This window comes from Spirillospora sp. CA-108201, from assembly GCF_050936235.1.
Taxonomy (GTDB): domain Bacteria; phylum Actinomycetota; class Actinomycetes; order Streptosporangiales; family Streptosporangiaceae; genus Spirillospora.
In genome coordinates this window covers 5,327,236-5,345,126 of record NZ_JBNJNE010000001.1, presented here as the reverse complement: position 1 = coordinate 5,345,126, position 17,891 = coordinate 5,327,236, and the positions used below count along the sequence as shown (strand labels likewise).

The window sequence follows — 17,891 nt, the reverse complement described above, 5'->3', positions numbered from 1 at the left end:
TACCCGGTGACGCGGGAGATCGACGAGCAGACCGGGCTCGGCGAGGCGTACATGCGGTCGCTGGTGCGCGCCCAGTGGCGGCTCGCGGCCCGGTTGTGCCTGGTCCTCGCCGTGGTGGTGCTCGGCCTGCCGCTGCTGTTCGCGCTCGTCCCCGCGGTGCGCGAGCAGGAGGTGCTCGGGCTGCCGCTGCCGTGGGTGCTGCTCGGCGGGCTGATGTACCCGTGGTTCGTCGCCTGCGGCTGGTGGTACGTCCGGCAGGCCGAGCGCAACGAGGACGACTTCGCCGACCTCGTCGACCGGGCCGACCGGCTGTGAGCGCCGCGTACGGGCTCGCGGGCGTGCTGCTGGTCGTCGTCGCGACCATGCTCGTCGGCGTGCTCGGGGTGCGGATCTCCCGCACGACGTCCGACTTCTACGTCGCGTCCCGGACGGTGACGCCGCTGCGCAACGCGTCGGCGATCGGCGGGGAGTACCTGTCGGCCGCCTCGTTCCTCGGCATCGCCGGGCTGATCCTCGCCTACGGCGCCGACATGCTGTGGCTGCCCGTCGGCTGGACGGGCGGCTACCTCGTGCTGCTCGTGCTGGTGTCGGCGCCGCTGCGCCGCTCCGGCGCCTACACGCTGCCGGACTTCGCCGAGGCGCGCCTGGAGTCGATGGCGGTGCGCCGCGTCGCGAGCGTGTTCGTGGTGCTCATCAGCTGGCTGTACCTGCTGCCCCAGTTCCAGAGCGCCGGACTGGTGCTGCGCACGGTCACGGGCGCGCCGGTGTGGACGGGCGGCGTCCTCATCGCGGTCGTCGTGGCGGCGAACGTGCTGGTCGGCGGCATGCGCAGCGTCACGATGGTGCAGGCGTTCCAGTACTGGCTGAAGCTGACCGCGCTGGCCGTGCCGCTGGTGTTCCTGCTGATGGCGTGGCGGTACGACGGCGCGCCCGGCCTGTCGCCCGACGTCCCCCCGCGGTTCGGCGACCGCACGACCGTCTCGGTCGGGACGGCGACCACCGTCGACGTCGCGGCGCCCGTGCAGGTGACCGTGGACGGACGGGTGGACGGGCGCGCCTACTCGCGCGTCCCTCTCGCGTTGGGGCCCGGGACGCACCTCTTCGGCGAGGACACGTCCGTCACCTTCCCGGCGGGCGCCGACGTCCCGCACGTCAGCGGGCGCCCCGCCACCACCGGACGGGAGTGGGCGCTGCCGCTGGACGGGCGCGACCACTCCCTCTACGCCACCTACTCGCTGATCCTCGCCACGTTCCTCGGGACGATGGGGCTCCCGCACGTCCTCGTCCGCTTCTACACCAACCCGGACGGGCGCACCGCCCGCCGGACGACGGTCGTGGTGCTGACGCTCCTCGGCGCCTTCTACCTGCTGCCCGCCCTGTACGGGGTGCTCGGGCGCCTCTACACCCCCGAACTGCTGATGACCGGGCGGGCCGACGCCGTCGTCCTCACCCTGCCCGGACGGCTCGTCGGCGGGCTCGGCGGCGACCTGCTGGGCGCGCTCGTCACGGGCGGGGCGGTGGCGGCGTTCCTGTCGACGTCGTCCGGCATCACCGTGTCGGTCGCGGGGGTGCTGGCGCAGGACATCCTGCGCGGCGGCGTCCGCTCGTTCCGCGTCGGAACGCTGCTCGCCCTCGCCGTCCCGCTGGGCCTGGCGATCGCGGCCCGGTCCCTCGCCGTCGCGGACGTCGTCGGGCTGGCGTTCGCCGTCGCGGCGTCCACGTTCTGCCCGCTGCTCGTCCTCGGCGTCTGGTGGCGGCGGCTCACCGTGCCGGGCGCGCTCGCCGGGCTCGTCCTCGGCGGCGCGCTCGCCGGCACGGCGGTGGTGGTGACGATCGCCGCCGGGCCGCCGTCCGGGCTGCTCGGGGCGCTGCTCGCCCAGCCGGCGGCCTGGACGGTGCCGATCGCCTTCACCGTCATGGTCCTGGTGTCGCTGTGCACGCCCGGACGGACCCCGCGCGGCGTCGCGCGGATGATGGTGCGGCTGCACACGCCGGAGTCGCTCGACGTCGACCGGGGCACGTGGAGGCCCAAGCGGGTGTGACCGTTCGTCGCGCGAGAACGACCGCTCGGCGACGGGGGCGACCTTTGGGCGACGGTGAGCGGCGGCTTGCCGCAGCCCTGGCGCGGACCCCTCGTCCACTCCCAGCAGGATCTTTACGGTTGCGCGTGACCGGCGTCACAACCGAGGAGGGGTGGGCGTGTCCGTCGACAAGAGCGCCACCGGCACCGTCTATGAACGGTTCCAGGGCACTGCGGAGTTCCAGGAACTCCGGCGCAGATTCCGCCGTTTCGTGTTCCCGATGACCGCGGCGTTCCTCAGCTGGTACCTGCTGTACGTCGTCATGTCGGGGTGGGCGCGGGACTTCATGGGCACCGAGCTGTTCGGGGCCGTCAACGTCGCCCTGGTGTTCGGGCTGCTCCAGTTCGTCTCGACCTTCCTCATCGCCTACCTGTACGCGCGGCACGCCGAGCGCCGCCTCGACCCCGTCTCCGACGGGATCCGCGCCCGCATCGAGGCGGAGTCGGCCCCGGCCGCGGAGGACGCCACATGAGCAACGAGACCCTGTCGATCATCCTGTTCCTGGTCTTCGTGGCGGCCACCCTGGCGATCACCGTGTGGGCGAGCCGCAACACCCGCAACGCCACCGACTTCTACGCGGGCGGTCGGTCGTTCTCCGGCGCGCAGAACGGCATCGCGATCGGCGGCGACTACATGTCCGCCGCGTCGTTCCTCGGCATCGCCGGGCTGATCGCCCTGTACGGCTACGACGGGTTCCTGTACTCGATCGGGTTCCTCGTCGCGTGGCTCGTGGCGCTGCTGCTCGTCGCCGAGCTGCTGCGCAACTCCGGCCGCTTCACGATGGCGGACGTGCTGGCGTTCCGGATGAGCCCCCGCCCGGTCCGCACCGCCGCCGGCGTCTCCACCATCGTCGTGTCGATCTTCTACCTGCTGGCGCAGATGGTCGGCGCGGGCGCCCTGGTGTCGCTGCTGTTCGGCTTCACCGGCGACTTCGCCAAGGGCGCGACGATCGCGCTGGTCGGCGTGCTGATGATCGTTTACGTGGTGTTCGGCGGGATGAAGGGCACCACCTGGGTGCAGATCGTCAAGGCCGTCCTGCTGATGACGGGCGCCACCCTCATCACGCTGCTGGTGCTGGGCAAGTTCGGGTTCAACCTGTCCAGCCTGCTGAACGACGCCGCCGACCAGAGCGGCAAGGGCGGCGAGTTCCTGGAGCCCGGGCTGCGCTACGCCACCGCGGAGCAGGGCCTGGAGGGCAAGCTCGACCTGATCAGCCTCGGCCTCGCGCTCGTCCTCGGCACCGCCGGGCTGCCGCACATCCTGATCCGCTTCTACACGGTCCCGACGGCCCGCGACGCCCGCAAGTCGGTGCTGTGGGGCATCGGGATCATCGGGGTGTTCTACCTGCTCACCCTGGTCCTCGGCTTCGGCGCCGCGGCGCTCGTCGGGTCCAAGGAGATCGCCAAGGCGAACCCGGCCGGCAACACCGCCGCCCCGCAGCTCGCCCAGCGCATCGGCGAGATCGTCTTCGGGGACGCGGGCGGGACGATCCTGCTCGCGGTCATCGCGGCGGTCGCGTTCGCGACGATCCTCGCGGTCGTGGCGGGCCTCACGCTCGCCTCGTCCTCGTCGTTCTCCCACGACCTGTACGCCCACGTGTTCAAGAAGGGCAAGGCGTCGGAGCGGGACGAGGTGCGGGTCGCCCGCATCTCCGCGTTCGTGATCGGCGCCGTGGCGATCGTCCTCGGCATCTACGCGCAGCGCCTCAACGTGGCGTTCCTCGTCGCCCTCGCCTTCGCGGTCGCGGCGTCCGGGAACCTCCCCGCGATCCTGTACAGCCTGTTCTGGAAGCGGTTCAACACCACCGGCGCCGTCTCCGCCATCTACGGCGGACTCGGCTCGGCCATCTTCCTGGTGGCGTTCTCGCCGGTCGTGTCGGGCTCGGAGAAGGCCCTGTTCACCGACTCCGACTTCAGCTGGTTCCCGCTGGAGAACCCCGGGATCGTCTCCATCCCGTTCGGGTTCCTGTGCGGCTGGATCGGGACGCTGCTCAGCAAGGAGTTCAACGCGGAGAAGTACGCCGAGATCGAGGTCCGCTCCCTCACCGGCGCGGGCGCCGAGCCGGCGGGCGAGCACTAGGAGCCCGGCACCGAGAGCCGCCGCGCGGAAGGGCGTCGCCCGCATCCGCGCGGCTCGCGGCCCCGTCCTCTTCTGCCCCCGCGAGGACGGGGCCGCTCCGCGCCAGGGGTCAGGCCGGCTTCGCCTCGCGGGCCTTCCACGCGCGTCCGATGGTCCGCATCAGCGCCGGGTAGACGAGGGTGTACCGGAACGGCAGGATCGCCGCCATGTAGGCCCTGCCGAACAGGCCGTTCGGCTTCACCAGGACGGCCATGTGCGCGCGGTGGACGCCGGAGCCGTCCGGGACCCAGCTGAGGTGCATCACGCCGTGCACCGTCCGGTTGGCCATCTCGGCCGCCCACTCGTCCCCGGTCAGGTAGAGCGGCCGGAACGACAGCGAACGGGGCGCGGGGCCCGCCGGGCGGTCGCGCAGATCGTCCGGCAGCCGGTCGCGCAGCGACGGCACCCGCCCGTCGAGCCCGGAGCCCTCCTTGTCCCAGCCGAGCAGCCGCCCGAGCCGCCTGCGGATGGCAAGGAGCACGCCGGCGACGCCGGGCAGGGGGTTCTCGCCGGAGGTCATCTGCTCCAGCAGCTCGGGGAAGTCGTCCGGGCCGCCGGTGGCGGGCAGGGCCCACACGTCCTCAAGCCGGAAGTCGGGCGCGATCTCGTGGATCCGCCAGGGACGGTCGGTGTGCGCGCTCGCGGGGAGCTTCAACGCCAAGCCACCTCCTCGGTCGGCGGGCGCTCCGTCGCGTCCGCCTCGCATCCAAATATACGGCACCGTATGAATCGGGTCGCGGAGGGGAGGCGATAATGGACCATGCCCGCCGTGATGCGCACGCCGCCCAGCAGCTGGATCGAGCAGGGCCTGAAGGCCCTCGCCGCCGGCGGGCCGGGCGCGGTCCGGGTCGAGGCCCTCGCCCAGGCGCTCGGCGTCACCAAGGGCGGCTTCTACGGTCACTTCCCCGACCGCAAGGCGCTGCTGGCCGCCATGCTCGACCACTGGGAGCGGCAGTCCGTCGACGACCTGCGCGAGCGGGTGGAGCGCGAGGGGGGCGACGCCCGCGCGAAGATCAGGCGGGCGGGCATGCTCATCCGGGCGGGCGACCACCTGCACATCGACCTCGCCATGCGCGACTGGGCCCGCCGCGACCCGGCCGTCGCCGAGCGCGTGCGCCGCGTGGACAACGAGCGCATGGACTACCTGCGCGAGCTGTTCGGCACCTTCTGCTCGGACCCGGGCGAGGTCGAGGCCCGCAGCATGCTCGCCTTCTGCCTCCTGGTCGGCAGCCACTTCCTCGCCGCCGACCACGGCGCCCGCACGCGCACCGAGGTCGTCGAACGCGCGGGCCGGCTCCTCCTCGGCGACGGCTGACCCCGTCAGGCCGGCGCGGTCCAGCTCGGGTCGCGGCCCAGGAGCGCGACGATGTTGTCGATCGCGGGACGGGAGGGGTCCTCGGCGAGGGGCGGGCGGTAGGCGCCGCCGGGCCCGTTGAGGGGACCGCCCGGAGCGGTGTTGGCCCGGGCGAGGGGCAGCGCGGCCTCGGTGAGCCGGGACGGCGCGGCGGGCGCGGTCCGGAGCGCACGCGCCAGGTCCCAGCGGTGGACGAGCATGTCGACCGCGTGGATGCCGAGGACCCACTCGGTCGGCACCGGGCCCAGGCGGGGCATGGCGACGGTCTCGCCCGCCCGTTCGAGCACGGCGAGGCAGCGGGCGGCGAACAGGGCGAAGTCGTCGCGGGGGTCGCCGCCCGGTTCGAGGGGCGGCAGGACGGTCCGCGCGATGGCCTCGTGGCGCTCGTTCATGTGGTGGAGCAGGTCCGTGACCGTCCATCCGTCGCAGGGGGTCGGGGCCTCCATCGCGGCGTCGGGGATCAGTGCCACGTCGTGACCGATGAGGGCCAGTGCCATGGCGTCGAGGCTGAGCAGGTCGGGCATGTCGCGTCCCATCGTTGGCGAACGGTCGTTCGCCAAAACCATAGCGTACGCGCGTTCGCTATTCTGGCGCCATGTCTCCTCGTCACTCGGCGGCCGAAGCCGCCCGGACGCGCCGGCGGATCGTGGACGCGGCGGTGCGGGACGCCTCGCGGTCGGGCCTGGAGGGGCTGACGGTCGGCTCGCTGGCGCAGCGGCTCGGCATGAGCAAGGCGGGCGTGGTCGGTCCGTTCGGGTCGCGCGAGCGGCTGCTCATGGCCGCGCTCGACCAGGCCTGCGAGGTCTTCCGCGCGGCGGTCACCGCCCCCCTGGAGGGCCTGCCGCCCGGCCCGGAGCGTCTGGGGAGGCTGATCGACGGGTGGGTCGGCTACCTGGCCGACTGCCCGTTCCCCGGGGGCTGCTTCGTCACGGCCGCCACGTCCGAGCTCGACGGGCGGCCGGGCCCGCTGCGCGACCGGCTGCGCGGGATCGTCGCGTCCAACCGCCGGGCGCTGGCGGCGGAGGTCGCCGCCGCCCAGGCCGCGCTGCCGGGCCCGCACCGTCCCGCGGAAGAGGTCGCCGCCGCCCTGACGGGCCTGTCGATGGCGGCCAACCAGGAGATCCAGCTGCTGGACGACCCCTCGGCCGCGGACCGGGCGCGGGACGCGATGCGCCACACGGCCGGGCTGGCCGCCTGAACTTCCGGGGCCTTCGTAAACGCGTGGATCGCGGTGCCGGTCGCTGGGAGGGTTGAGGGGTGGGGTACGGAGAGGTCGGGCGGCCGCGGGCGCCGGTCGTCGAGCTGGCCGACCGGCGGGCGCTGGAGCGGTGGCGGCCCGCCGACGAGGAGATCGTGGAGGCGGCGCGGCTGCTCAAGGAGCGGGCGCTGCTCGAACTGGGGATGGCGCACAGCGCCGTCGCGTCGTGGCTGTTCAGCAAGTGCCACCACCAGCTGCCGACCACGGCGGTGGACACGGCGGCCGTGGTCGCGTCCGGGGACGGGTCCTGCCTGCTCCTGTACAACCCCGAGTTCTTCGTGGGGATCGGGAGCGAGGGGGTGCGGTTCGTCCTGTTCCACGAGGCCCGGCACCTCGTCCAGCGGCACCTTTTCGCGGACGCCGTCCTGCGGAGCGACCCGGTCTTCACGCTGGCGTGCGAGGTCACGATCAACCATGTCGCGATGGTGCGGCTCGGAGCCGGGCTGCCCGAGATCGGCGGCGCGCCCGTGGGGATCTCGCCGCGCGGCGTGTACGGGTCCTACGCCGACGACCTGCGGGAGCAGGGCGTCGAGCCGCTCGCGTTCGAGGAGTGGGTCGAGACGGACATGAGCGTCTACCGGGAACTCGGACGGATGCGGAACCCGCCCGGCACCGGGCGGGCCGGGTGCGTCCACGTGCACGTCGACGCGCTCGACGAGGAGGCGGTCGGGCGGATCGGGAACGACGTGCTGCGCAGCGTGCTCATCGCGGCGCGGCGCGGCGACCGGGTGGCGCGCGGCGAACTGCTCGACCTGCTGCGGCGCACCGAGGGGGCCACGGAGGGCGTCGACAAGATCTGGGATGACCTCGGGGCGCACGCGCTGCGGGGCGCCACCTCGGCCACGCGGCGGGTGGAGTGGTGGCAGCGGTGGCTCGTGGACGTGCTCGCCTCGAAGCTGCGGGAGGGGGAGCGGCTCGTCTACCCGAAGAAGCGCGGCGCGGTCCTGGCGGCGCTCGGGCACGAGCCGATGCTGGCCCGGCGCGGGCAGCAGCGGGTGAAGTCGCTGGTCATCGCACTGGACACGTCCGGGTCGATGCCGGACGGCGTCGTCGAGTGGCTGGGCGAGCTGGTCGGCCGGATCGACGGGGCCGAGGCCGAGTGGGTGGCGTTCGACGGCTCCGTGAAGCCTTTCCGCCCCGGGGAGCCGCTCCGCGGCGGGGGCGGGACCGACTTCGACGCCGTCCGGCGGCACGTGGAGGGACGGGACGAGCCCGCGGACGCCGTCATCGTAGTGACCGACGGGTTCGCCGACCCGGTCCTCCCCGCGGACCCGGGGAAGTGGATCTGGCTGATCACCTCCGGGGGCGACGAGTGGCCGGAGCGGCGGGGAATGGCCTGCCACCGGGTCCGGTCGGAATGACCTTTCGGCTACGGTGGCGCCTCATGGCCTTCCCTTCCAGGACCATAGCCTTCGACATCGCCAACTGCACGGCCGGCCTGCTCCGCTTCGCGACCCCCGGCGAGATGGACGCGCTGCTCGGCCATCTCCCGAAGAGCCGCGTCGAGACCGCGATGCACAGTTTCGGGGGGCCGAACCGGGTCGTCCTCGAAGCGCTGCTTCGGCGCGGCCGGTCCGGCGACCTGGACCTGCTCGTCCGGCACGCGGTGCTCGCGGACGACCCGCCGGAGCTGCTGGGGCGGCTGCTCGACCTGGACGACCCCGAGGTCAACGCGGCCCTGCTGACCGCCGAAGGCGCCCTCGGGCGCATCCCGCGGAACCTGCGCCGCCAGCTCGCCCACCAGACCTCCCGGCGGGACGGCGCGACGCCGGTGCCGCTGCCCGCCGGGGTGCGGGAGACCCTGCTGTCCACGCCGGGGCAGGAGTCGCTCGACCACGCGCTGCTGTGCGCGGCCGACCCGGAGCTCGCCGGGGGCGCGCTGCTTTACCTCGGCGCGGGCGCCGATCCGCACGGCGCCGTCCTGGCCTGCCGGACGCTTCTGGAGGCGGGCCGGCGGGACGAGATCCGGCGGCTCGTCGAGGACGGGCGGCTGCCCGCGTTCCGGTGGGGACCGGGGGAGTCCGAGCCCAGCGTGCTGGCGTACGCGCAGGCGGCACTGGCGAGCGAGGAGGGGGAGCGGCGGCTGCGGGAGCTGTCGGGGCGGGTGCGGCGGCCCGAGTTCCTCCGCTCGGTCGCCGAGATCGCCGACGTGGACGGCTGCGAGCCGTGGCGCGGGGCGCCGCTCGTCCGGACGGTCGTGAACCGCCGCCGTCCCGGCATCCCGCGCGTGGGCTGGGAGGCGGTGCTGGCCGACGAGCCCCGCCGCCGGGCGGCGGAAGGGCCGTGGCCCCTGCGCGCGGCCCGGTTCGTGACGCGCCGCACCGACGTCCCGCTCGACCTCGTGCGGATCGTCGTCGCCGACCACCCGGACCTGGCCGCGCTGCTGCCCGACCCCGCGCCCGAGGTGCTCGCCGACCTCGCCGCGGCCGGGGCGGGCCCGGACGTCATCGTCAAGGTCGCCGGGAACGGCTTCGCCGCCGGGACGCTGACCGCCGACTTCGTCACCGCGACCCTTCCGGACAGGACGCTGCGGGCGGTCGCCGAGACGCTGTGGATCCCGGGTCTGCGCGGTACGGCGCAGGTCAGGGCGCGGCTCGGGCTGGACGGCGACGTCGCGCTGACGCCGCCGTTCGTCGACGAGACCGGCCACGGCCGCACGCGCCGCCTCCGCGAACCCGGCGTGTGGCACCACTGGGATCCGGTGCTCGCCTACGGCGAGCGAGCGGGACGGCTGTTCACGGGAGACGGGGTGGTCACCGCCGACGCCGTGCTCGCGGTGGCGAACGTCAACGCCGTCCTGATGGCGCTGGAGGTCCATCCCTTCCTCGACGAGGTCGAGGGCAGGCCCGACCCGCGGGTGCTGCGCCGCCTCGCCGAGCACGTCGACCGGCATCTCGGCGGGCGGCCCGAAGCGTGGATGGTGGCGCTGAAGCTGCTGGAGGACGGGTTCGTCGGCACGCTGCCCGAGCTGCTCGCGACCGCCGGGGCCGTCTCCGGCTGAGCCGTCTCCGGCTGAGCCGCCGCGGGCCGGGCCTTCACCAGTTGACGACCTGGTAGTCCTTCAGCAGGCAGGCGCTCGGCGGGTCGCCGTCGCGCTCGCCGAGCACGATCGGGTGGTAGATCCGGGCGGCGGCGTCCACGACGTCGAGCGGCGGGCGGAACCCGGCGGCGGTCCGGCGCGCCCGCGCGGGCTCCGGCTGCTGGTCGGTGAACCAGCCCGGGTCGACGCTGGTGACGTGCACGCCGTGCTCGGCCAGCTCCGACGCGGTCGTGCGCGTCAGCATGTTCAGCGCCGCCTTCGCCATGTTGGTGTGCGGATGCTCGGCGCCCTTGTACACGCGGTCGAACTGCCCCTCCACGGCCGAGACGTTCACCACGTACCGCCGTGGATGCCGCGAGAGCTCAAGAAGGGGGCGCAGCCGCCCCAGCAGGACGAACGGCGCCGTCACGTTGATGAGCTGGACCTCCAGCAGCTCGACGGGATCGACCTCGTGCACCAGCCGGGTCCAGGAGTTGACCGGGGACGGGTCGGGGAGCAGGCCCGCGACGTCGACGGCGCCGGTCCAGAGAGGGACGGGCAGCGGGCCGGGCGCCGCGAGCCCCTCGCCCGCCGGGATCTCCTCAGGCGGCGCTCCCTCGCCCGCCAGGAGTTCGGCGTACGACTCCGGCGGATGCCGCAGCGTCTGCGCGGCCAGGTTCACCAGGATGTCGAGCGGCTCGGCGGCCTCGACGAGCCCGTCGCACCACCGCACGAGCGACGGGAGGTCACGCAGGTCCATGCCCACGACGGTGAGGCGGTCGTGCCAGTCGTCCCGGTCGGCGACCTCGGCGAAGCGGCGGCGCGCGTCGGCGGGGAACCGGGTCAGGGCGGTCACGGCGGCGCCGTCCCGCAGCAGCTTCAGCACGAGCTCGAACCCGGCCTTCACCCGCCCGCCCGTGACGATCGCGCGGCGGCCCGCGAGGTCGGCCCGCGCGTGCCGGTGCCTCCGGTGCTCCCGCGCGCACGGCGGGCAGAGCCGGTGGTAGAACGCGTCCGCCTCCCGGAAGTGCGCCTTGCAGACGTAGCAGGCGCGCAGCCCGCCCGTCACCGCCTCGGACGGGACCGCCTCGGGCGGCGGCTCGGCGGGCGCCCCTCGACGCGTCCCGCCGCGCCGGTGGCGGTCGCGGCGAGCATCCGCGCGTCGGCCGCCGCGCGCCGCCGCCGGGCCTCCGCCCGCTCGCGCTCCCGGGTCCGCCGCACGAACGCGCCCGCGGCCGCCCGCACCCGGGCCGCGTCGGGGTCGCCGTCCGGCGCGTCCGCCAGCTCCGCCAGGACGCGCAGGCAGGTCAGCACATCGTCGTCGCGCATGCGCACCATTTAAGACCGAACTCCCGATCGTGTGACATCGCCGTCTCTCGCGGACCGGGACCGGCGCGGGCGACGGCCAAGATCACAAAACAGCCCCGGTGCGCCCGAACCAGGCGAATCCTGTCGCCCCCGGTTGTTAGCGTCCGTCCAATGAAGGCTGCCGCCCTTGAACAGACACTGCGGGACGACCCCGGCGACCTCGCCTCCTGGCGCGCCTACGGCGACCGGCTCCGGGAACAGGGCGACGCCCGGGGCGCCCTCATCGAACTCCAGCAGCGGCGCGACCGCCTCCGCCCGGCCGACCGCGAGGCGCTGGACCGCGAGATCGCCGCGCTCGCGGACGCGCACCGGCCGGCCTGGGACGCGGCGCTGCCGGAGGGGGCGACCGTCCTGGAGCGCCGGTACGGGTTCGCCACGAAGGTCTCCGTCGAATGGTCCGACGACGCGCCCGCGCTGATCGAGCAGGTCATGCACGCTCCCTTCGTCACCGCGCTGCGGATCGTGCCCTCCGACGTCCAGGAGCGGGACGCCTACGAGTGGGACGACCAGGCCGACGAGGCGCCGTCCCCCTCCCCGTCCATCGACACCGGCGCCCTCGCGACGCTCGACCTCGGCCGGCTCGTCGAACTCGATCTCTCGTACCTGCGCATCGGCGCCCTCGGCGCCGAGGCCCTCGCCGTCTCGGCGTACTTCCGCCTGGAGGCGTCCGGCGCCGGCTCCCCGGCGGGACGGGGGCGGACCGAGACCCTCGACCTGCGGTACAGCCGCGTCGGCGACGCCGGGCTGGCGGCCCTCGCGGCGTCCCAGGGCTTCGCCGGCGTCCGCCGCCTGCGCCTCCAGCGGAACCTGCTCTCCGCGGAGGGCATGCGCGCGCTGCATCCCCTCACCGGGCTGGTCGAGCTCGACCTGCGGTACAACGAGATCGGCGCGGAGGGAGTGGCGAACCTGCTCGCCGCGCCCTTCGCCGGCTCGCTCGAGCGGTTGCTGCTCTACCGCGACGACGTCGGAGACGCCGGCGCGAAGATGCTCGGGGCCGCCCCCCAACTCCCGCCCGGACTGCGCAGCTACTGGAGGAACGTGTGAGCACCGAGCTCCGTGACGGCTTCTTCGCCCTGTCGAAGAGCGAGGCCCCCGCCGAAGAGGTCGACCGCTACCGCGCCCTGGTCGACGCGACCGACGCCGAGCCCACGACGACGATCGACGGGCTGGCGGTCTGCTGGCATCCGACGGCGAGGTTCAAGGCGGTGCGGTTCGTGGACGCCGAACGCGTCGACGCCGGTGTCCGGGAGCTGTTCGCACGGCCGAGCGAGAACGCGCCGTACCTCGCCGCGGTCTTCGCCGATCCCCGCGAGTTCTCGTTCCGCACGTTCGAGAACATCCTGCCGCTCGACCACCGGTTCGCCGGCGTCCCGCTGGAGCTCCGGCTGGACGAGCGCCACGAGGTGGCCGAGGGCGTCCAGACGTTCTCGCTGCGCCTCCCCGAGCCCGCCCGGGCCTGCCTGGAGCAGCTCGACTCGCTGGACCTGTACGTGCCTCCGCTGAACGCGGGCTCGCGGGGCGGCGACCGGTTCATCTTCCACTCGGCGCTGCTGGCGGAGGCCCTCACCGGCGCGGTGGCCGAGGCGATGCCGCGGTCGGCGCTCGACGGCTTCTCGCATGTGAACCCGGTGTTCCGCTGCAACCGTTTCGAGCCGGGCGACGCCAACTTCCACCGCCACCGCGACACCCCCTACTACGACGCCTCGCGCCGGCACGTCTCCCGTCACACGGTGCTGCTGTACCTCACCGGCGGCTCGGCCGAACCCGCCCTCGCCCTCGAAGGCGGCGCCGCGATCGAGACGATCGAGCCCTTCACCTGCGTGATCTTCGATCAGCGCCACGAGCACGAGGGCGCGCCCTACCGCGACGGCCGCAAGGTCTTCCTGCGCACCGAGCTCGTCTTCACCGATCCGGAGGTCGCGCACGATCCCGAGATCGGCGCGCTGTTCAGCAAGGCCTGCTACCTGACCGGCGAGAGCGTCTTCGCCCCGGAACTCGCTCGCCACGCCGACGCCTACTACAACGAGGTCGCCGCCGCGCACTGGAACGGCCTGTCCGCCGGCGCCGGCGGCGGGCCCTTCGTCCACAAGCGGTTCCGCGGTGTGGACTTCGTCGCGAACGGCTACGACTTCTGGTTCGCGAAGAGCGGCGGGCGGACGCTCGCCGAATGCGCCGCCATCACGCTTCTGGACTACTTCAACTGCAAGCTGGGCGACGACGCCTTCCGTGCCCTGTGCGACTCGGAGGTGATCGAGGCCGACGGCGCGGACTGGATTCCGGACTTCCTCGGGCAGGGGAGCGGGGAGTCGCCGGTCGCGCCGTTCGACAAGTCCATGCTGTTCCCGGAGCCGGAGTCGCCCTCCACCGACGAGCTGCCCGACTGCGCCTGCGGGATCTGCAGCGGGGGCGTGATCGACTCGTACTTCGAGAGCACGCGCAACGCGGAGATCATCAAGCAATACACGCGCGCGCAGGACTCCGCGAAGGCCGACATCATGCCCGCGCCCGTGCTGATGCTCGGCCAGGACGTCCATCTCGACCCGGACATGTTCGTCGTCGAGGGCAACCGCATCCACGTGCTCGGCAAGGAGGCGCCGGCGCCGGTGAACTTCGCCGCCTGCCAGGGCGGCCCCCGCCTGCCGGGTGCGGAGACCTACATCGCGGCCGCGGCCGAGGTCGGCGTGGTCCACTTCCTCGTTCCGCCGATCCTTTTCACCGAGTCCCCCGGCCTCTACCACCTCAAGTTCGACTTCTTCCGCAACACCTGGACCGCGAAGCACGAGCAGTCCACCGTTTCCGTGCCCATGATCCGTCAGTTCGACGTGGAGGTTTTCAGCGAGTACGGATGCGAATGCGGGTGCGACTGCGACTGCGGCTGCGACGAGGACGAGTGCGTGTGCGTCGAGGACTGCGAGGACTGCGGCTGCGGGTGCGCCGAGGAGGACGAGGACGACGAGAACGACGGGGACGACGGGGACGACCAGAACGACGCGGAGGGCGAGGACGAAGACGCCGACGAGGAGCCTCGTCGCGACCACGCGCCGGTCTAGGGCGTTCGCGGACCGGTCACCCGGTCGCTCAGACCCCTGTCGGCTGTGACCCGGGAGCGGGGCCCTGGGGATCCGCGGCGCGGCCCGGCACGGACAGCCGGGCCATCCGTGCCAGGGCCGCCATCCAGAAGCGCTGCCGCTCCTGGGTCTGCCCGACCAGGTAGGTGGCCCGCAGCTTCGGCGGCAGGTGGGGCAGCAGCCGGGCCACCACGTCGAGGTGCCGTTCCAGCTGCGACACCTCGGCGTTGGAGAACACCTGGTGGACCAGGTCGGTGTCGTCGGTGCCCTCCCGCGACGTCTCGGCCGCCCGCGACAGCCGGGCCTCCCAGCCGGAGCAGTTCTCGGCGATCTCCACCAGGCCGACCGGCCGGCGATCGGCCAGGCGCGCCTCCAGCCCGGACAGCGGCACCGGGGCGTACTCGCCGTCGCCCAGATACATCAGGGCCGGCCGCAGCGGCATCTCCGCCCCGTGCAGCTTGATCAGCCGCTCCATGGTGCGCTTGGTGATCCAGTCCCGCCCCTCGTCGTCGATGTCGTTCTTCCACCACTCCAGGACCGTCTCGGCCGTCTCGCCGTAGGTCGAGATCAGCCACTCGTTGGCCGGGATGTCGTCCGGGTGGACCTCGTAACTGATCGTGAACCGGCTGGCCTGGGCCACGTTGTTGCCGGTCACCAGCATCTTGCGGCCCAGGTGGTAGGGCGGGTTCTGCAACGCCACCTGGGCGCGCAGGCCGGGGAGGGGCCGGCCGGCGAGCGTCCACTCCTGGGTGATCTCCATGAGCCTGGCGAAGGCCGCCTTGTCCTTCGGCCGGTTGTACTCGTCCCAGATCAGCACCTTGGGCCTCGGGTCGAGCAGCGACCGGGCGAGCATGGCCTCCAGCGACCCGTCCGGGGTGGGCACCGGCACGCACAGGTCCTCGACGCTGGTCACCGGCAGCGAGAAGTAGACGGGCTCGTGGCCCGTCTCCTCCCGGGCGACCTGCTTGGTGATCTCGGTCTTGCCGCACCCCGGCGGGCCCTGGAGGAGCACCGCCCAGCGGTTGGCCATGGCGGCCCGCAGGATGCGGCGGACCGGGTCGGGGACGGTGGCGGGGTTGGCCGCCCCGACCGCCGCGGCGATGCCGTCGAGCACCTCCGCCGTGCGGTCCCGGCCCGGCCGCCCGTCCCTGCCCTCCTCCGCCAGCGCCAGCCGGGCGCCGTTCTGGATCGGCAGTCCCCAGGCGAGCGGGAAGCCGGCGCGGGCGCAGTCCAGCACGTGCTGGAGGGTGCGCGGCGAGAGCAGGCGGCGCAGCTCCGGAGCGAGCGCGGCCCAGTCGCGGAACACCTCGCGCAGATCCCAGTCGGGATACCGTGCGGCCAGCGCCGTCCTCCACGCGGTGTCGTTCGCGGTCAGGCGGATGGTGACCATGCGGTCCAGGATCGCCGGGTCGGACCGGCGGACGCCGGTCTCGGCGAGCGACTCGTTGTCGGTGAGGAACACCCCGACGCAGCCGAGTTCGCGCAGGTCGTGCTCGCCCAGGGTCCAGTTGCAGGCGATCTGCATCAGCTGGGACTGCACCGCGTTGCCGGCCTGCAACGAGTCGTCGATGAGCAGGACGAACGGCCTGCCCGGGACGAGCTGCCGCATGACGAGCTGGCGGAGCACCAGCTCCCCGCTGCGGTCGTCGCGCACCGGGGCGTTCACCAGCAGGTCGTCGGGCGAGAGGTTGGCGGCGGGCACGACGACGAGGGAGGTGCCGGGAAAGCGCCTCGGCACGTACGAGACGAACGTGGAGGTCTTGCCGATGCCGTGCTCGCCGAAGATCTGCCCGGTCTGCCCGGTCGAGACCATCGCGTCGATGAACTTCTCCAGGCCGCTTCCCGGAGCGTTCTCCGCCCCCGCCGGGGACCGTTCCGCTGCCGCCACTGTTCGGTTCTCCTCGGTCAGTGCCCGGACGTGACCCGGTGGCAGGCCATCGGCGGGCGGTGGTGGTCCGGCCAGTCGTCGCCGCCGTCGGTGATCAGCCAGATCCACCGGTCGGGGGCGGCCGGAGTGACGTGCGGCGCGTGGCCGTCGGTCACCATGATGATCGCGTCGGGTTCCGCCTCGAACCGCTTGCCGTCGACCTCCAGCCGGCCTTCGGCGTAGTCGACGACGTTCTGGAAGTCGGTGCCGCCTCCGCCCGCCACCCGCTCCCCGGGGGCGAACGGCAGCACCACGCCGTCGAAACTCAGCCAGTGGCTCTCCACCCCGTCGGTGCGGCCGACCAGGGTGGTCAGCCAGTCGACCACGTGGTCGGGCATCGAGCCCGACGTGTCGAAGGCGATGAGGACCACCTTCGTCCGCTCCGGGCCCCGCCGGGCCAGCATCGGGGGGTGGCCGAGGGCCAGCATGACCGCGCCGTGCTTCTTCGGGTAGACCAGCCGTTCGCTCTCGCTCAGCTTCGAGGCGAGCACGTCGGTCAGCCACCGCTGCCACCAGTCGACCCGGCGGGTCCTCGGGGTGACGCCGCGCAGTCTGTCCATGCCCAGGCCGCCCCACAGCCGATCCAACCGCTCTCCGCCTTCCGCCGTGCGGTCGGCCAGATCGAGGAGTTCGCCGCGTGCCGCCGGATTCCCGCGCAGCGCGGCCTGCATCACCTCGTGCAGGACATCGTCGCCCAGCCGCTCCACGGTCTCCGCGTCCAGTGGGATCACCCGCCGCTCCGCCGGGTCGCCGCCGTGCGCGCCGCGGGAGCCGCCGGAGGCATCGTCGGCCAGGTGGACGCAGTACGCCGTGACGGGGTCGGTAGGCGCCTTCATGCGGCGCAGTTCGCCGTAAACCGTGAGGTCGGTGTAGCTGAACTCGTCGTAGGGGAGCGGGGCCAGCCCCTGCCGCCGCAGGTCTTCCTGGTACGCCTCGTAGACGAGGCCGGGGTCGACGCCGACCGGCTCCCGCTCCTCGCCGCCGGCCCCCGCCGTGCCGGGCGCCGTGCGCACGGGGATCGTGGGCAGGCCGGACCGTCCCAGCCGGCGCAGGGCGACATGGTTGATGGACACCTCGGCGGCCATCGTGAACACCGGGTCGGAACGCAGTTCCTCGTCCACGTAGAGGTGCCGGTGCATCAGATGGCGGGCCTCGTGGAACAGCACGAACCTGACGCCGTCGTAGTCCAGCTCCATGAAGAAGTACGGGTTGTAGAGCAGGGCGCGGCTTCCGTCGCCGGCGGCCGCCACGGCGGCGGTGGGGATCGCGGTGGTCGGGATGTGGTGCTGGCACTTGGCGTACAGCCAGGACGCCACCGTGCTCTGCCCGACCCCGAAGCCCAGCAGCACGGACTCCTTGCGCCGGCGGGCCTGCTCGACGACCTCCGGGTCCGCGTCCTCTTCCTCCAGCAGCCGGCGCAGGTCGAGCGGACGGTGCTCTCGCAGTGGCCGGCGGCCCGGGCGGGCGGGGGCCCCGCCGACCGGATGGTGGCCCGCGGAGCCGAGGTCGCCGGTCACGGCCTTTCCTCGTGAATGGCGCGCTCCCCTGCTTCCCGGGACGACTGGACGGGGGAACGATAGCGGGCCGGTAGGACGAAGCGGGGGCGCCCGGCCGCGGCCGGGCGCGGCGGAGCGGACGGGGGAGGGGGACGGGCTTCGCCGTAAACCGGGTGATCCGGGCGCCCCCGGTCCGCTCTAC

The 17,891-nt window shown here is 73.4% G+C and carries 16 protein-coding genes; 10 read left to right on the top strand and 6 right to left on the bottom strand.

What is annotated here, in order from left to right:
- Positions 1–6: 6 nt before the first annotated feature.
- From ACQEU6_RS25630 to ACQEU6_RS25615, 4 genes are all read left to right on the top strand, one after another.
- Positions 7–315, top strand: coding sequence for a DUF485 domain-containing protein (locus tag ACQEU6_RS25630; protein ID WP_499335571.1), 309 nt, complete (start codon positions 7–9; stop codon positions 313–315).
- Positions 312–2,042, top strand: coding sequence for a sodium/solute symporter (locus ACQEU6_RS25625; RefSeq protein WP_499335570.1), 1,731 nt, complete (start codon positions 312–314; stop codon positions 2,040–2,042). The genes ACQEU6_RS25630 and ACQEU6_RS25625 overlap by 4 nt, the downstream gene beginning before the upstream one ends.
- Positions 2,043–2,193: 151 nt before the next feature.
- Positions 2,194–2,553 carry a DUF485 domain-containing protein gene (locus tag ACQEU6_RS25620; protein WP_499335569.1) on the top strand — a complete coding sequence of 120 codons (360 nt, stop codon included), beginning with the start codon at positions 2,194–2,196 and terminating at the stop codon, positions 2,551–2,553.
- On the top strand, positions 2,550–4,160 hold the full coding sequence (locus ACQEU6_RS25615; protein ID WP_499335568.1) for a monocarboxylic acid transporter: 1,611 nt from the start codon (positions 2,550–2,552) through the stop codon (positions 4,158–4,160). Before ACQEU6_RS25620 ends, ACQEU6_RS25615 begins: the two co-directional genes overlap by 4 nt.
- A 109-nt stretch (positions 4,161–4,269) precedes the next feature.
- On the opposite strand, the gene ACQEU6_RS25610 is transcribed toward ACQEU6_RS25615, so the two are convergent.
- The gene (locus ACQEU6_RS25610; RefSeq protein WP_499335567.1) at positions 4,270–4,860 is read right to left on the bottom strand and encodes a DUF2867 domain-containing protein; all 591 of its coding nucleotides are present in this window, start codon (positions 4,858–4,860) and stop codon (positions 4,270–4,272) included.
- 99 nt (positions 4,861–4,959) lie between these two features.
- Between ACQEU6_RS25610 and ACQEU6_RS25605 the strand changes: the two genes are divergently transcribed.
- Positions 4,960–5,514: a TetR/AcrR family transcriptional regulator gene (locus ACQEU6_RS25605; RefSeq protein ID WP_499335566.1), complete on the top strand. Its 555-nt coding sequence runs from the start codon at positions 4,960–4,962 to the stop codon at positions 5,512–5,514.
- 5 nt (positions 5,515–5,519) lie between these two features.
- Here ACQEU6_RS25605 and ACQEU6_RS25600 read toward each other — a convergent pair whose 3' ends face one another.
- Positions 5,520–6,089, bottom strand: a complete 570-nt coding sequence (locus tag ACQEU6_RS25600) for a maleylpyruvate isomerase family mycothiol-dependent enzyme (protein WP_499335565.1) — start codon at positions 6,087–6,089, stop codon at positions 5,520–5,522.
- A 59-nt stretch (positions 6,090–6,148) separates the two neighbouring features.
- Here ACQEU6_RS25600 and ACQEU6_RS25595 point away from each other — a divergent pair, with 59 nt between their 5' ends.
- The 3 genes from ACQEU6_RS25595 to ACQEU6_RS25585 are packed head-to-tail and all read left to right on the top strand — an operon-like array spanning position 6,149 to position 9,812.
- Positions 6,149–6,751 carry a TetR/AcrR family transcriptional regulator gene (locus tag ACQEU6_RS25595; RefSeq protein ID WP_499335564.1) on the top strand — a complete coding sequence of 201 codons (603 nt, stop codon included), beginning with the start codon at positions 6,149–6,151 and terminating at the stop codon, positions 6,749–6,751.
- Positions 6,752–6,810: 59 nt separating this feature from the next.
- Complete coding sequence (locus ACQEU6_RS25590) at positions 6,811–8,172, top strand: DUF2201 family putative metallopeptidase (RefSeq protein ID WP_499335563.1); 1,362 nt, start codon at positions 6,811–6,813, stop codon at positions 8,170–8,172.
- 23 nt (positions 8,173–8,195) lie between these two features.
- Positions 8,196–9,812, top strand: a complete 1,617-nt coding sequence (locus ACQEU6_RS25585; protein ID WP_499335562.1) for a hypothetical protein — start codon at positions 8,196–8,198, stop codon at positions 9,810–9,812.
- Positions 9,813–9,846: 34 nt separating this feature from the next.
- On the opposite strand, the gene ACQEU6_RS25580 is transcribed toward ACQEU6_RS25585, so the two are convergent.
- Positions 9,847–10,899 carry an SDR family NAD(P)-dependent oxidoreductase gene (locus ACQEU6_RS25580; protein WP_499335561.1) on the bottom strand — a complete coding sequence of 351 codons (1,053 nt, stop codon included), beginning with the start codon at positions 10,897–10,899 and terminating at the stop codon, positions 9,847–9,849.
- On the bottom strand, positions 10,896–11,159 hold the full coding sequence (locus ACQEU6_RS25575) for a hypothetical protein (protein WP_499335560.1): 264 nt from the start codon (positions 11,157–11,159) through the stop codon (positions 10,896–10,898). The genes ACQEU6_RS25580 and ACQEU6_RS25575 overlap by 4 nt, the downstream gene beginning before the upstream one ends.
- A 150-nt stretch (positions 11,160–11,309) precedes the next feature.
- Between ACQEU6_RS25575 and ACQEU6_RS25570 the strand changes: the two genes are divergently transcribed.
- Both ACQEU6_RS25570 and ACQEU6_RS25565 read left to right on the top strand, forming a co-directional pair.
- Entirely contained in the window at positions 11,310–12,242 is a 933-nt protein-coding gene (locus ACQEU6_RS25570) for a hypothetical protein (protein WP_499335559.1), read from the top strand.
- Positions 12,239–14,248, top strand: coding sequence for a hypothetical protein (locus ACQEU6_RS25565; protein WP_499335558.1), 2,010 nt, complete (start codon positions 12,239–12,241; stop codon positions 14,246–14,248). Before ACQEU6_RS25570 ends, ACQEU6_RS25565 begins: the two co-directional genes overlap by 4 nt.
- A gap of 28 nt (positions 14,249–14,276) precedes the next feature.
- Here ACQEU6_RS25565 and ACQEU6_RS25560 read toward each other — a convergent pair whose 3' ends face one another.
- Together ACQEU6_RS25560 and ACQEU6_RS25555 are read right to left on the bottom strand one after the other, a co-directional pair.
- Positions 14,277–16,154: an AAA family ATPase gene (locus ACQEU6_RS25560; protein WP_499335557.1), complete on the bottom strand. Its 1,878-nt coding sequence runs from the start codon at positions 16,152–16,154 to the stop codon at positions 14,277–14,279.
- Positions 16,155–16,171: 17 nt separating this feature from the next.
- The gene (locus ACQEU6_RS25555; protein WP_499335556.1) at positions 16,172–17,710 is read right to left on the bottom strand and encodes a DUF2201 family putative metallopeptidase; all 1,539 of its coding nucleotides are present in this window, start codon (positions 17,708–17,710) and stop codon (positions 16,172–16,174) included.
- Positions 17,711–17,891: the final 181 nt, after the last annotated feature.

What these genes read in the sequence shown, in the direction of transcription:
- ACQEU6_RS25585 (WP_499335562.1), top strand. Translation starts at nt 8,196, where the DNA reads ATGGCCTTCCCTTCCAGGACCATAGCCTTCGACATCGCCAACTGCACG.
- ACQEU6_RS25615 (WP_499335568.1), top strand. Translation starts at nt 2,550, where the DNA reads ATGAGCAACGAGACCCTGTCGATCATCCTGTTCCTGGTCTTCGTGGCG.
- ACQEU6_RS25605 (WP_499335566.1), top strand. Translation starts at nt 4,960, where the DNA reads ATGCCCGCCGTGATGCGCACGCCGCCCAGCAGCTGGATCGAGCAGGGC.
- ACQEU6_RS25595 (WP_499335564.1), top strand. Translation starts at nt 6,149, where the DNA reads ATGTCTCCTCGTCACTCGGCGGCCGAAGCCGCCCGGACGCGCCGGCGG.
- ACQEU6_RS25600 (WP_499335565.1), bottom strand. Translation starts at nt 6,089, where the DNA reads ATGGGACGCGACATGCCCGACCTGCTCAGCCTCGACGCCATGGCACTG.
- ACQEU6_RS25575 (WP_499335560.1), bottom strand. Translation starts at nt 11,159, where the DNA reads ATGCGCGACGACGATGTGCTGACCTGCCTGCGCGTCCTGGCGGAGCTG.
- ACQEU6_RS25570 (WP_499335559.1), top strand. Translation starts at nt 11,310, where the DNA reads ATGAAGGCTGCCGCCCTTGAACAGACACTGCGGGACGACCCCGGCGAC.